Source organism: Wenyingzhuangia aestuarii (assembly GCF_011927765.1).
Taxonomy (GTDB): domain Bacteria; phylum Bacteroidota; class Bacteroidia; order Flavobacteriales; family Flavobacteriaceae; genus Wenyingzhuangia; species Wenyingzhuangia aestuarii.
Genome location: NZ_JAATJG010000007.1, coordinates 59,358 through 72,837 on the forward strand (window position 1 = coordinate 59,358; position 13,480 = coordinate 72,837).

The window sequence follows — 13,480 nt, forward strand, 5'->3', positions numbered from 1 at the left end:
TTTTGTAAAGACTTTTTAGTGTTGATTTAACTAGTCTCATCTATTGCAATTTTATAAACATTTAACAAACCTGCTACGGAGCTTAATGAAAACTTTGCTCCTTTGATGTTGTTTTTTTCAGGGTTGATATTATAATGTACAGACGTTCTAAAATCTGTATGAACCAATAGTGTTTGTTCAAACGTAGCGTTTAACAAATCGCACTGACTAAGGATTGCATTTGTTAAATCGGCTTTTGAGAAATCAACACTTACCAACTTAGAATTGACAAACTTGGTTCCTTTTAGCTGAACTTGGTAAAAAGAAGAATCGTTTAATTGACAATTTTCAAAACTCATAGAAAAACCAAAAGAATTGCATTCATTAAAATGCATTCCTAACATTTTACAATTGCTAAAGTTTGCGTTTATAAAAGTTACATCTCTTAATTTGGCATTGCTAAAATTACAATCTACAAAGTCACAATCTATAAAAGTGCACTTTGTTAAATTAGCATTTAAAAAATCTACGTTCTGAAACGTACATTGTTCATATTCTCCTTTTGGAAATTCTTTGTATAAAAAATCTTTGTGGGTAAAAACCACTTCATCAAAATAATCTTCCATCTTTTAAGAATTGTAAGCAATGGCTTCAGAAACTACCCATCCGCCAGTCCAAGCATTCTGAAAATTAAACCCACCAGTGACTGCATCAATATTTAAAATTTCTCCAGCAAAAAACAAATTAGGGTGAATTTTACTTTCGAACTTTTTAAAGTTTATTTCTTTTAATTTAATTCCTCCCGCCGTTACAAATTCATCTTTAAAAGTACTTTTTCCTTGGGCATGAAACATGGTACTAGTTAATTTATCTGCCAACAACTCTAAACTTTTATTAGAAACATCTGCCCATTTGGTTTGTCCATCAATAGTACAAATTTCTAAAAAACGAGACCACAAACGCTTGCTAATCGTTTCAAACGGACTACGCTTTTCTAATATGGATTTTACATCGGTCTTTTTAGCTTTAAACAAAACATCTAAAGCTTGTTGCTTGCTAACACTTAACCAATTTACTTTTACTTGGTATTGATAATCTTTTTCTGCCAATAAAATAGCTCCAAAAGCAGAGAGTTTTAAAACCGCTGGTCCACTGGTTCCCCAATGTGTAATTAACAAAGGTCCGTTGCTTATTAATTTGGTATCTTTTATAGAAACCTCAACATTTTGAACGGCAACTCCTGGTAAATCGGTTAATAAAGGATCCTTAATATTAAAGGTAAACAAAGATGGTACAGGTGCTATTACCGAATGTCCTAAGTCGGTTAATAATTTCCAAACAGGTTTGCTACTACCTGCTGTTATTACTAAATGATCACAAGTGTATTCTGCTGTATTGGTACTAATTTTCCAAAGTTTTTCATCTTCTAGTTTGATGATTTCTTTAACCCCTTCGGAAGTACGTATTTCTATTCCTAAAGTATTGGTTAGGTTTAAAAAACAATCTATAATAGATTGTGATGAATTAGATTCTGGAAAAATTCGATTATCTGCTTCTATTTTTAAAGGCACCCCTTTTTGTTCAAACCATTCCATGGTATCTCCTGTCATAAACTGATGGAAAGGCCCTAATAATTCGCGTTTTCCTCTAGGGTAAAACTCTGTTAATTCTTTAGGATCAAAACAAGCATGTGTAACGTTACAACGTCCTCCTCCAGAAATTTTCACTTTTTGCAGTACGTCTTTTCCTTTTTCTAAAATACAAACAGACAAATCTTGATTTTTCTCTTTTGTATTGATTGCTGTAAAGAATCCTGCTGCTCCACCTCCTACAATAAGTACGTTATAATGTTTTGTTGCCATAGTTTACAAAGATACAATCTCTTGATAAGCTTCTAATAAAGTTGGAAAAACTTTTACAGCCCCATTTGCCAGCAATTCTTCTTCTGAATATTGAGTTAATACTCCTACTGCCACCATTCCTGTTTGAGCAGCTGCTTTAATTCCGGTTAAACTATCTTCAAAAATAATGGTTTGTGCATAGTCTTCTTTTTTTACTCCTAGCTTTTCTGCCAATGTTAAATAAGGAACAGGACTTGGCTTAGGTTCTTTAAATAGATCTACCCCCATACATACTTTAAAGCCAATTCCTGTTTGGTTTACCGAATTTTGAACAAAACCTGTATATGCATTACTCGCAATTCCGTGAGGAATTTTGTTTTGTTCTAAAAATTGTTGAATTTCCATAGCACCAGGTAACAACGTAGGTGGTACTGTTGTTTTTAGAATATGTTCTTGTTTTAAACTATTTAATTGAGCCCCTTTATTTACATCTCCTCCATATTCTGCAAAATATTCTGCAATTAAATAAGGAGCTTTACCTGCATGAGTATTGCTAGGATATGGACAAATTTCTTTGTTAAAAATTTCTCTAAAAGCCGAAGCCCATGCATCATTATGACAATTGGCACTGTCTACAACAACACCATCAAAATCAAACAATACAGCTTTTGGAAAAGGTAATTTAGTCATGGTTGTATTTTTAAGCAAAAATACCCTGAAACAAGTTCAGGGTATCTATTATTTGGTAAAAATTTTTGTTAAATATGGGTTTAGAAACTTATTGGTAGGATCTAGCTTTTCTCTTAAAGTTTTAAACTCTTCCCATTTAGGATATAATTTTGCCAACTCATCGTGCTTGGCTTTAAATCTTTTTGCCCAATGTGGTTTTCCTCCGTATTTTAAGAAGACTTCTTCTACCCTATCAAAAGCTTCATAATCATCCGCAGCTGGAGAATCTCTACAAACACACCCCATAGTTACTACATCTTCATCAGAAGCGTAGCTTAACCAAGCATTGTCTTTTTTTAAGAAACGTACATCCATAGGAACGTGTACAAAAGCATTGTTAGATTTATCGTCTAAAATTTGTTTTAACTCTACAAACAATTCTTTAAATTTTGAGTAACCTACAGTCCATTCTGCCAATTCCATAGTAGCTCCTCTAGATTTTGTAACTGTAGCATCATACAAACTACCTGCGTGTTCTTTTTTAGGAGTAAAAAACAATCGATACAAAATTTTGTTAGCCGTAGCTGTAAACTTTGGATATTTATGTGTGTATTGATATAAAAACTTAGACGTTTTTCTTCGGTGTTTTATATAACCTGGAGTGTCTTTTCTTTCAAATTCAAAATCTTTGTTCACCTTAGTTCCTAAAATTACATATCCGTGATCTGTGTGTGGTAACCAAAGAATTCTAACAAAATCATATGTAGCTAAATAATCATCTAATTGACTTAACCATGCAGAATCTCGCATAGGTTCTTCTTTTAGATGTAAAATGTAATTATCTTCACACTTAAAGGTAATTTCAGAAAAGACTCCTAACAATCCTAAAGAAACGCGAACTGCATCGGTTTCTATATCAGCATCGGTAAATTCTTTAATGGTTCCATCGGCCAAAATCATTCTAAATTTAGATACATATTTTGACAGTATATAACCGTTGGTTCCGTGAGTTCCTGTTGCTAATGCTCCTCCAATAGTTACTTTATTGATATCTGGCAAACAAGGAATACACCAACCACAAGACTGAATAATATTGATTACTTTTTCTAAACTAGCTCCAGACTGTACCGTAACCTCTTTAGCTTCTCTATCTATACTTACAATTTTATCGTAAGCTGTAATATCAATTAACGTTTGAGTTCCTGCACTAATATCTGCCGAAGAAAAACGATTTCCAAAAACTCGGATAGATGAATTTTCTTGAACCGCTTTTTGTAATTCTTTTTCATGACCAATTTTAATCATATTAGAATAAGAGTGCTTTACATTCTCGTTCCAACTAATCCATTGGTCTTTGTTTTTATTTTCGGTTGGTTGCTCCAAAATTGTATTCTTTGTTGATTTGTATAATTGGTCGTTAACTATTCAATATCTTTTCGATATTTGGTTTAAAATAGTTAGGTCCTTTTAAAACTTTTCCGTCTTCTCTGTAAATAGGCTCTCCATCTTCTCCTAATTTACTCATGTTACTTCTCTGAATTTCATTAAAAACTTCTTCTATTTTATGCTGCATTCCGTGTTCTATAATGGTACCACACAAAATATATAACATATCTCCTAAAGCATCTGCCACCTCTACTAAATCATTATTTTCCGCAGCTTCTAAATATTCTTTGTTCTCTTCATCCATTAAATTGTATCTCAATTTAATTTTATCGTCTCCAATAGCTGCAATAGGCTCGTTTTTGTAACCTAATTTGTATGCAGTGTGAAATTCTTGAACAGCTTTGATTTTATTCTTCATTAGTTTGTTAATTTTGATGAAAATTATTCTTTATGTTTTCTACAGGTCAAATATACTTTGCCATCTTTTTTGTAATTGCTTTTACTGCTGCCATGATTTGGAGTTATAGAAAAGATTTACAACGTCATAGAATTCACTACAAAAATACAGCAATCAAAGTATTTTTAGGTGGTATTTTAATTACTATTGCTTTTGTACTAATTAGGATTGCTTTAAAATAGTTACATTTTAATTATTTTATTTAAATCATCGTGATTTATAAGCGTATGTCCATGCTCATCAAAAGTGTAGGATGCAGCAAACTTGTAGCCAATTTTTAGTTGATTAAAGTCGTAAGAATGTAATTGATATAAATGTTGATTAAAAGCTTCTTCGTGATATTTAAATAAAATATAAATTTCTACTTCTAGCTCTTTTAATTCCTCATCAGAAAATTTATACAAAGGGCTATCTTCATTAATTTTATGCACTAAAGTCCACATGGTAGGTAAGTACATAATTTTATTAGTTTCTAAATTTAGCTGATAAAACTGCCTGCTAAATTCTCCATTTACATCTTTTTCGGTAATGTTGATAACAGCATTTAACTCTGGTTCTATCATTAAATTGGTTCTGCTGTTCATTACCCTAAACATTAAAGCCCTTTCTCCTTCAAACTCCCTCACTAAAATTTCTTTAGAGAATTTAATTTTGGCTTTGGGTTTAGAAAAACGACCATATAGTAATCCGGTAATAAAAGAGAAAGACATTAAACCTATTAGGGCTTCAAAAGAAGACAATACACCTGCTAAAACACCTTCGGGAGCAATGGCTCCATAACCCACAGTTGTGATGGTTTGCGCACTAAAAAAGAACAGTGTACTAAAGTCTTCCCAAATGTTTCCTGATGAATTTCTAAATTCATCAATCCCAATAAAAAAATAAATAAAGGCAAATAATAAATTTATCAAAATATAACCACAAAGCACGTAGCCAAAGAACAAAGGCCAAGAAATGGTAATCAAATAGGTGTACAAATCATCTATAGTTCTAGGTCTATTAATGTGTTTTACATTAGACTGCCCTTCTACAATAACTCTTTGTGCATTTCTATTGGACTTGTAGCCCACACCCGGATCTTTTAAAATTCTTGCCATAGAAAGTGTGTAAAAAAACAGCCTTGATGTTTATCAAGGCTGCTCTGCTATTTTAGTGTAACCATTTGTATTTAAAGTTACATGTTTTTTGCTCTTCGCTTAGTTTTACATAGGTATCTTTTATGCGAGAAGTATACCACTTGTCTAAGGTTTCTTGCTCTTTTTTCTGTAAAGCTAATTGCTGAATTTTAACGTAATCTTTTGCAAAATCTGCTTCGTGAGCATCTATTCTGTTAGTTACTTTAATTATTTTATACATTTTTTCTCCCTCTCTAGTTTCTTCGTAAAAAGGAGCGGTAATGTCATTTTCTTTTAACTTATCTACCTGAGCAAATAGTTTAGGATCCATTTTGTTTAATTCAAACTTAGCATCGTTTGTATAAGTATTTACCAATTTACCTTTGTTTAAACGGGTAGCTTTATCGTGAGAATATTTTACAACGGCTTCTTCAAAAGTAATATCACCTGCTAAAATCTCTGCTCTAACAGCTTCTAATTTTTCTTTAGCAGCGGTTAATTTAGCTTCTTCAATTTTTGGCTGAATTAATAAATGTCTTACATCTCTTTGTTGACCTTTAATTTTTTCTACCTGTAATATATGATATCCAAATTGGGATTTAAAAGGCTCTGACACCTCTCCTTCTTCCATACTAAAGGCAGCTTCTTTAAATTCTTTTACAAATTGACTTTGTCTTGTAATTGTATACAATCCTCCGTTTTGTGCTACTCCTGGATCTTCTGAATATAAAATGGCTTTTAAACGTAAACTATATCCGTTTTCTACATCTTCTTTAATTTTATTCAACTTATCTAAAACTTCTTGAACGGCTTCTTCTGTTGGTTGAGCTTCAATAGTAATTTGTGATAATTCTACCTCAATACCAAAACTTGGTAAATCTCCTTTTGCTTTTAAATCGTTATAAAAGAAACGAATTTCATCTGGAGTAACAACTACTTCGCTAACCACGCTTTGTCTTTCTCTTTGAATTAACATGTTTTCTTTTTCAATTCTTGTTAACTCACTTGTTAAGTCATCTAAATCGTCAAAACCATATAAAGAAACCACTTTGTCCATATCTCCCATTTGAGATTTAAAGTGATCTAAAGTACGTTGTACCCCTGCTGCAACTTCAACATCAGAAACTAAAACACTGTCTATTACTGCTTGATGTGCTAGTAATTTTTGTGTCATAATATCTTCCATCACATCACAGTTATCAAAATCTACATTTCCTTCTGATCTTGATTCTATTTCTTGCTTATATTTTACAATATCTGATTCTAAAATAATTTTATCACCCACCACAGCCGCAACACCATCAATCTTAATTCTGTCTTGAGCGTTTACAAAACCAACACTCAAAAGCATCATCATCAATACGTGGCTTCTCTTAATAAACTTCATACTTTTTTTGTTTTACAGCATCATCAATCAAAATTTGTTCCATTTGATCAAAGAACTTAATCTTATTTTTATGTAATAATATATTCTTAATGGTAGGTCTAACATATGCCAATGGGGCAATGTCTCCTTTACTTAAGGTTTCTTTTATGTAGATATAATACAAACTTCTGTCTACACCTTGTTTTTCTATCAATCTATTAGTTCTAGCCAAATCCAAAGTACTTAACATTGGAAAGTCTGGCTTTTGCACGTATACATCTCTTAAAGATACCCAGGTAGAATCGTTAAAATAAAAATCATCATAACCTTCATAATCGGTTAAAATTTCTTGCTTATCATCTATATCATCAGATTCAAACAACTTTCTAATATTGTAACGTTTTCTATTGTTTTGGTCTACGTGAATGTATTTAAACTGAACTAAGTCTTCGTTTAATTTGAAGTTTGTGTGGTTTTTTACATAAAAACTATCAATCTCGTTTTCAAAAACCAAGGTATCTAGTTTTTTATTGACCAATGCATTTTTGTAATAAGACACATACAGTTCTTCTTTATACTTTTTAACCAAAGCATCTAAATCTTTGGTATCGTCTAGGTTTATTAAAGCATTTCTGTATAATAATTTTTGTCTAGACCAACGCTGAATATACTCTTGTGTTACTTTTAAACTATCTACTATAGTAGTGGTTTTAGGAATATTTGCTTTTAGCTCCTCTTTGGTTAACACATAATCATACACTTTTGCCACCACATTACTGGGGGTGCTTTTGGTTTGATTACAACTTGTAATCGTCAAAAATAAGGCTATGACTGCGAGTACTTTTTTCATTTTATTGATAAGCTTTCTTTAGCTTTTTAACTTGTCTTCTAGAGAATTTAATTTTACTGTTAGCTCTTAATTCTGCCAACCATTCTTCTTGAATTTTATCTTGATAATCACTTTCTACGTATCCTTTTACATCTTCAAACTGCTCTCCTTTTTCTTTGTACTTCTCTATATTCTTTTCATAATAAGCTTCAACTTTTTCGGGTTGTTGAGCAGGAACATCCCAAACGTGATTTTTCATTAATTCAAAAATAACAAGTCCATTTCTATAAGTGCTTATGGTTTCTTTAAATTGATTATTTTCTTCTTCTAAATGGTCTACAATATAGTCTTTTGTTTGTTCTGTTTTAAACTTGTCAAAATATACTGATGGATCTTTAGCTTTTCTATTTTTAATGTACTTGGCAAAATCTTTTTGATAGATTTTTTTGTCTCTAATACTAATTAACACTTCTTGTAAACTATCTGCCGACACATTATAAACGCTATCTGTTTTAAAAATTGTTAAAGCCTCTTTATTAACTACAATATTGTGTTTTTCTTTTATTTTATTAAAAGCAACTTCTTTAGGCTTTGTACCTCTTTCATCGTTTAAAATTTTCTTTTTTAAGTCTTCTTTAGACTCTTCAAAAGTTGGTATTGCTTCTTTACCTAAATATTTTACAATATGCCAGCCGTATGGAGTTTTAAAAGGAGCTGAATATTCTTCTGGAGTACTTAAAGAAAAAGCTACTTTTTCAAAAGAAGGAGGCAAACTACCTTTGGTAAAAGGCTTTAATGCACCTCCATTGTTTGCAGATCTTTTATCGTCCGAAAATTTCTTAGTTAAAACTTCAAACTTTTCTCCACCTTTTAACAATTCATAAATACTATCTATTTTTTGTTTTTTAGCAGCTTCTAAACCTGCCACCATTATGTGAGCCACTTTTAGTTTTCCGTCTAATTTAATTTTGTCGTAAACTTTTAGCAAGTGATACCCAAAACGTGTTTTTGTTATTTTAGAAACTTGTCCAACAGGAGTTGTAAAAGCAGCGGTTTCAAAAGGATATACCATTCTAAATCCACTAAAATAACCTAAATCTCCTTTATTAGTTACGGCACTTTTATCTTCAGAATATTTTACAGCCAAATCTTCAAAACTAGCTCCGTTATCTAGCTGATTTTTAATATCTGTTATTTTTTTATAAGCTTTTAAAGTATCATTCCCCTTAGCCATAATTAAAATATGACTTGCTTTTACCTGTTCTAAACTTCTTTTATAAGCCTCTTGCAACAGTTCTTCTAAAGTTTCATCATCTGTAAAAAAAGGAGAAGCTAAGTCCGATTTGTACTTTTTTAATTCCTTTTGCAAAGCAGCCGTAGTGTCAATTCCTTCAAGTTTAGCTTGTTTTAATTTTAACTTATAATCTACCATTAGCTGTAAATTATCTTCAAATTCACTAGCTCCTATTGATGGATTTTCTTTGTTAAAAAGAGTTTCAAACTCCGAAACATAAGTGGGTTCTTTATCTATTTTAAATAAAACTTTGTCTTTTTTTTGAGCAACAAGGGCTAATTGCCCTACTAAACATAAAATTCCTAAAACGTACTTTTTCATATTTTTTAAATTACTATAACGATATTAAACCTTCTATTCCTTCTACCAAATGATAATAAGCAATAACCTCATCGGCATTTTTTACCTTTATTAAAACCGAAACACTTACATATTTCCCTGTTTTAGAGGCTCTAGTTGATATTTTTGCTTTTTTATCTTTAAAAAAAGATTCAACTTCCTCTACCTGATTTTTGGTTGTAGGTACAATAAACTTGTAAAGATAATCAGAAGGAAATTTAGTATTATCTTCTAATTTTATCTTTAAATCTTTATAAAATTTTTCTTTTTTATCCATATTATCGTTTCTACTTTGTATATCGAGCTACAAAACTATAATTATTTCTTATTTTTACTTCTTCGTACTAATATTTATTTTCATCTATGCCACAAAAAATAGTACTTACAGGAGCTCCTGGTACCGGAAAATCTACCATTATTAATTTACTTCGTAGCAAAGGATACTTTTGTCAGGAAGAAATTTCTAGAGAGATTATTAAAGAAGCAGAGCGAATGGGGTCTAAAAAACTATTCTTATCTCAACCTATCTTATTTAGTAAAGTTGTTTTAGGAAAGCGAATTATACAATACCAACAAGCGAACAACAATACCAAAGAGCCTTGTTTTTTTGACAGAGGAATACCTGATATTACTGCGTATTTAAACAAAAACAGAATTCCCTACGAGGAAACCTTTAAGCAATCTACCAAAAAATACACCTACGACACCATTTTTGTATTTCCGCCTTGGGAACAAATTTACACAACAGATAGTGAACGATTTGAAACTTTTGAAGAAGCTAAAGAATTACATTTTGCTATTGTAGAGGAATACAAAAAAACACATCAAAATATTATTGTGGTTCCTTTTGGAAGTCCACAAGAAAGATTAAATTTTATTTTAAAAAAATGTCATGCCTAACGCTGTAAAACTTAAGGAAATTCTCCAAAAACATTGGAACCACTCTTCCTTTAGACCTTTACAGGAATCTATTATTAACGACATTATTAACGGAAACGACTCCCTGGCTATTTTGCCAACCGGAGGAGGAAAATCTATTTGTTACCAAATTCCAGCTTTATACATGGATGGAACTTGTGTGGTCGTTTCTCCGTTAACCGCCTTAATTAACGATCAAATTCATCAACTAAAACAAAAAGGAGTAGAAGCTATGTCTATTCCTACTAATAGTTCTATTGATGATATTGTTAGATTGTTTGACAATATTAGAATCAAAAAAATAAAACTTTTATACCTATCTCCCGAAAGATTATCACAACCTATTTTACAAGAAAAATTACAGCAATTAAACATTTCTTTTTTTGCTGTAGATGAGGCTCACTGTATTTCTCAATGGGGTCATGATTTTAGACCTTCTTATATTAAAGTAGGGTTGATTAGGGATTTGCTGCCAAATATTCCGTTTTTGGCCGTAACAGCAACAGCTACTCCAAAAACACAAGAACAAATTATTAGTTTGTTACAATTAAAAAATCCTAAACTGCACATAGGTTCTTTTTCTAGAGATAATTTAGCTTATCAATTGTTTGAGACTCCTCAAAAATTTGATTTGCTTACCAAGGTTTTAAGCAAAAGAAAAGTAGTTAGTATTATTTATTTGCAAAACAGACTGGCTGTTAAAGAACTTTCTGATCGATTAAATAGTTTAGGGTTGGCTACAACTTACTATCATGCTGGTTTGTCTAAAACAGAAAAAGACAAAAGTTTTAACGCTTGGAATAGCGAAGAAAAACACATTATGGTAGCCACCAATGCTTTTGGAATGGGAATAGACAAAAGTAATGTGCGTTTGGTTATTCATTTAGAAATTCCTGCTACGCTAGAAAACTATTTGCAAGAAGCTGGTAGAGCAGGTAGAGATGGACAAAAATCTTTTTCATGTGTTATTTTATCAGCAAACGATTACAAAAAATTCGCAACTCAAATACAAACCAACATTACCTTTAAAAGTGTGTATGATGTGTATTTAAAACTGAATCAGCATTTTCAAATTGCTTATGGAGATTTTAATGAAGAAGAATTAGATTTTGATTTACAAGCTTTTTGTCAGCGATATCAATTAAACATTAACAATACAGAAAAAGCCTTAAGACGATTAGACAACTACAATATCCTAAACTATAAGGAGCAACACAAAAGCGACACACATATTAAAATAACATGTAGCAATCATCAATTAATGCATTTTTGTAACGAACATCAAAGTTATAAAGAACTTATTGATGCTATTTTAAGAAACTACTCGGGATTGTTTGAGGTTTCTAAAAAACTAAATTTACCTAGATTATCCTCTAGAACAGATTTTTCTGCAGAGTTAATCCTTAAAAAATTGGCTTACCTACATCAAATTAATTTAATAGAACTTAAAGTAAAACAAAACAATCATAGTATTACCTTTTTAGTACCTAGAGAAGATAAAAAAACAATCAACCCGATTGAAAAAGACATTACAGCTTTACACGATATTGAACTGATCAAACACCAAAGCAGTATTTCTTATTTTAAGAATCAGGATACTTGCAGAAACCAAATCATTTTAAATTACTTTGACCAACCCCACGTAAAAGACTGTGGTATTTGCGATATTTGCATTCAGAAAAACAATAGCTCATCTGCACATGAGCTAAACCATAAAATACTAACTACGCTAAAAACCAAAGCTTGTACTTTTAACGAATTGTTAATTCTAATAAAAGTAAATTCTCAAGTTTTAAAACATCTTTTAGCAGCGTTAATAAACGAAAACAAGATTCTACAAAACCAACAATTTTATCAATTAACATGAGTAAATTAAGAATTGTATTTATGGGAACCCCAGATTTTGCGGTAACCATTTTAGATAAAGTAATCCAAAACAACTACCAAGTAGTTGGTGTAATTACTGCACCAGACAAACAAGCAGGTAGAGGTAGAAAAATTCAGCAATCTGCTGTTAAAAAATATGCTGTAGAAAAAGGATTAACGGTTTTACAACCCACTAATTTAAAATCTCCAGAATTTCAAGCAGAATTAGAAGCATTAAACCCCAACTTACAAATTGTAGTTGCTTTTAGAATGTTACCCGCTACCGTTTGGAGTTTACCAGAATACGGAACATTTAACCTACACGCTTCTTTACTACCAGACTATAGAGGTGCTGCACCTATTAATTGGGCTATTATTAATGGTGAAACAGAAACAGGAACTTCTACGTTCTTTTTAGATGATAAAATAGATACCGGAGAAATTATACTACAAAATAAAACAGCTATTGGTGCTAACGAAACTGTAGGAGAATTGCATGATAAGTTAATGCATTTGGGAAGCGATTTGGTTATAGAAACCCTACAACTTATAGAAGATGATAAGGTAACTACACAAAAACAAGCTGCTCATAGCAACAAATTAGCATATAAAATACACACTGATACGTGTAAAATTGACTGGAACCAATCTAGTCAAACTATTTTTAACTTAATAAGAGGATTAAACCCATATCCTGCTGCTTGGACAACTCTTATTAATGGTGATGAGGAAGTAAATGCAAAAATTTATGGAGCCGAAATTATAAATGAGGCTCACAACTACAAACCTGGTACTGTTGTTGCAGATAAAAAGACAATAAAAACAGCCACTGAAGATGGTTTTATCAAAATCAATCAAATCAAACTGGCAGGAAAGAAATTAATGGACAGCACAAGCCTACTAAATGGATACCCAATTGCAGAAGGCTCAAACATGCAGTAAACGCTAACAGTCTTAAAAAACAATCTTTTCTAGCCTCGTTTGTTAACAAATTGTAAAAGTTATTAACAATTCAGTGTTTTTAAGGGTTCATGACTTGCATAAGCCAAGATTCCTTATATATTTGTTTTCAAATAAACTTATTTAATTTAATAAAATACCCGTTATGAACAAATCAGATTTAATCGATGCTATCGCTGCAGATGCAGGAATTTCTAAAACTGCTGCTAAAGCTGCATTAGAGTCAGTTACTAACAATGTTACTTCTACTTTACAAAGTGGAGGAAAAGTTTCTTTAATTGGATGGGGAACTTGGTCAGTGTCTAAAAGACCTGCAAGAGAAGGAAGAAACCCTCAAACTGGAGCTACTATCCAGATTGCAGAAAAAAATATTGTTAAATTTAAGCCAGGTGCTGGTTTATCAGATGCAGTAAACTAATAACAAATTTATTTTGTTTAAAAACTCCTTTGCAAAAAGGAGT

The 13,480-nt window shown here is 31.4% G+C and carries 15 protein-coding genes; 5 read left to right on the forward strand and 10 right to left on the reverse strand.

All coding sequences use genetic code 11. From position 1 onward, the window contains the following. Window positions 1-26: 26 nt before the first annotated feature. The 5 genes from GGR97_RS08135 to GGR97_RS08155 are packed head-to-tail and all read right to left on the reverse strand — an operon-like array spanning window position 27 to window position 4,293. The gene (locus GGR97_RS08135) at window positions 27-605 is read right to left on the reverse strand and encodes a pentapeptide repeat-containing protein (RefSeq protein WP_167898033.1); all 579 of its coding nucleotides are present in this window, start codon (window positions 603-605) and stop codon (window positions 27-29) included. 3 nt (window positions 606-608) lie between these two features. After that, a complete protein-coding gene (locus tag GGR97_RS08140) occupies window positions 609-1,841 on the reverse strand; it encodes a BaiN/RdsA family NAD(P)/FAD-dependent oxidoreductase (protein ID WP_167898034.1) in 1,233 nt (410 codons plus the stop codon). A 3-nt stretch (window positions 1,842-1,844) separates the two neighbouring features. Then, the gene (locus GGR97_RS08145; protein WP_167898035.1) at window positions 1,845-2,510 is read right to left on the reverse strand and encodes an HAD family hydrolase; all 666 of its coding nucleotides are present in this window, start codon (window positions 2,508-2,510) and stop codon (window positions 1,845-1,847) included. Between the two features lie 48 nt (window positions 2,511-2,558). Then, window positions 2,559-3,872, reverse strand: coding sequence for a D-arabinono-1,4-lactone oxidase (locus GGR97_RS08150; protein WP_245229480.1), 1,314 nt, complete (start codon window positions 3,870-3,872; stop codon window positions 2,559-2,561). Between the two features lie 34 nt (window positions 3,873-3,906). Continuing rightward, window positions 3,907-4,293, reverse strand: a complete 387-nt coding sequence (locus tag GGR97_RS08155) for a pyrophosphohydrolase domain-containing protein (RefSeq protein ID WP_167898036.1) — start codon at window positions 4,291-4,293, stop codon at window positions 3,907-3,909. 32 nt (window positions 4,294-4,325) lie between these two features. Here GGR97_RS08155 and GGR97_RS08160 point away from each other — a divergent pair, with 32 nt between their 5' ends. Beyond that, window positions 4,326-4,514 (forward strand): hypothetical protein, encoded by a 189-nt coding sequence (locus tag GGR97_RS08160; RefSeq protein ID WP_167898037.1) that lies wholly within the window; start codon window positions 4,326-4,328, stop codon window positions 4,512-4,514. Here GGR97_RS08160 and GGR97_RS08165 read toward each other — a convergent pair whose 3' ends face one another. Genes GGR97_RS08165 through GGR97_RS08185 form a run of 5 tightly spaced genes read right to left on the reverse strand, consistent with a single transcriptional unit; the run spans window position 4,515 to window position 9,552 of the window. Beyond that, window positions 4,515-5,429 (reverse strand): ion channel, encoded by a 915-nt coding sequence (locus GGR97_RS08165; RefSeq protein WP_167898038.1) that lies wholly within the window; start codon window positions 5,427-5,429, stop codon window positions 4,515-4,517. 52 nt (window positions 5,430-5,481) lie between these two features. Continuing rightward, entirely contained in the window at window positions 5,482-6,834 is a 1,353-nt protein-coding gene (locus GGR97_RS08170; protein ID WP_167898039.1) for a peptidylprolyl isomerase, read from the reverse strand. After that, a complete protein-coding gene (locus GGR97_RS08175) occupies window positions 6,821-7,663 on the reverse strand; it encodes a hypothetical protein (protein ID WP_167898040.1) in 843 nt (280 codons plus the stop codon). Before GGR97_RS08175 ends, GGR97_RS08170 begins: the two co-directional genes overlap by 14 nt. 1 nt (window position 7,664) lies before the next feature. After that, window positions 7,665-9,257, reverse strand: coding sequence for a peptidylprolyl isomerase (locus GGR97_RS08180; protein WP_167898041.1), 1,593 nt, complete (start codon window positions 9,255-9,257; stop codon window positions 7,665-7,667). A gap of 13 nt (window positions 9,258-9,270) precedes the next feature. Next, on the reverse strand, window positions 9,271-9,552 hold the full coding sequence (locus GGR97_RS08185; protein WP_167898042.1) for a DUF493 family protein: 282 nt from the start codon (window positions 9,550-9,552) through the stop codon (window positions 9,271-9,273). An 86-nt stretch (window positions 9,553-9,638) separates the two neighbouring features. Between GGR97_RS08185 and GGR97_RS08190 the strand changes: the two genes are divergently transcribed. From GGR97_RS08190 to GGR97_RS08205, 4 genes are all read left to right on the forward strand, one after another. Further along, a complete protein-coding gene (locus tag GGR97_RS08190) occupies window positions 9,639-10,175 on the forward strand; it encodes an AAA family ATPase (RefSeq protein ID WP_167898043.1) in 537 nt (178 codons plus the stop codon). Continuing rightward, a complete protein-coding gene (locus GGR97_RS08195) occupies window positions 10,168-12,060 on the forward strand; it encodes a RecQ family ATP-dependent DNA helicase (RefSeq protein WP_167898044.1) in 1,893 nt (630 codons plus the stop codon). Before GGR97_RS08190 ends, GGR97_RS08195 begins: the two co-directional genes overlap by 8 nt. Then, the gene (gene fmt, locus GGR97_RS08200) at window positions 12,057-13,001 is read left to right on the forward strand and encodes a methionyl-tRNA formyltransferase (RefSeq protein WP_167898045.1); all 945 of its coding nucleotides are present in this window, start codon (window positions 12,057-12,059) and stop codon (window positions 12,999-13,001) included. Before GGR97_RS08195 ends, fmt begins: the two co-directional genes overlap by 4 nt. A 163-nt stretch (window positions 13,002-13,164) precedes the next feature. Continuing rightward, window positions 13,165-13,437 (forward strand): HU family DNA-binding protein, encoded by a 273-nt coding sequence (locus GGR97_RS08205; protein ID WP_167188437.1) that lies wholly within the window; start codon window positions 13,165-13,167, stop codon window positions 13,435-13,437. Window positions 13,438-13,480: the final 43 nt, after the last annotated feature.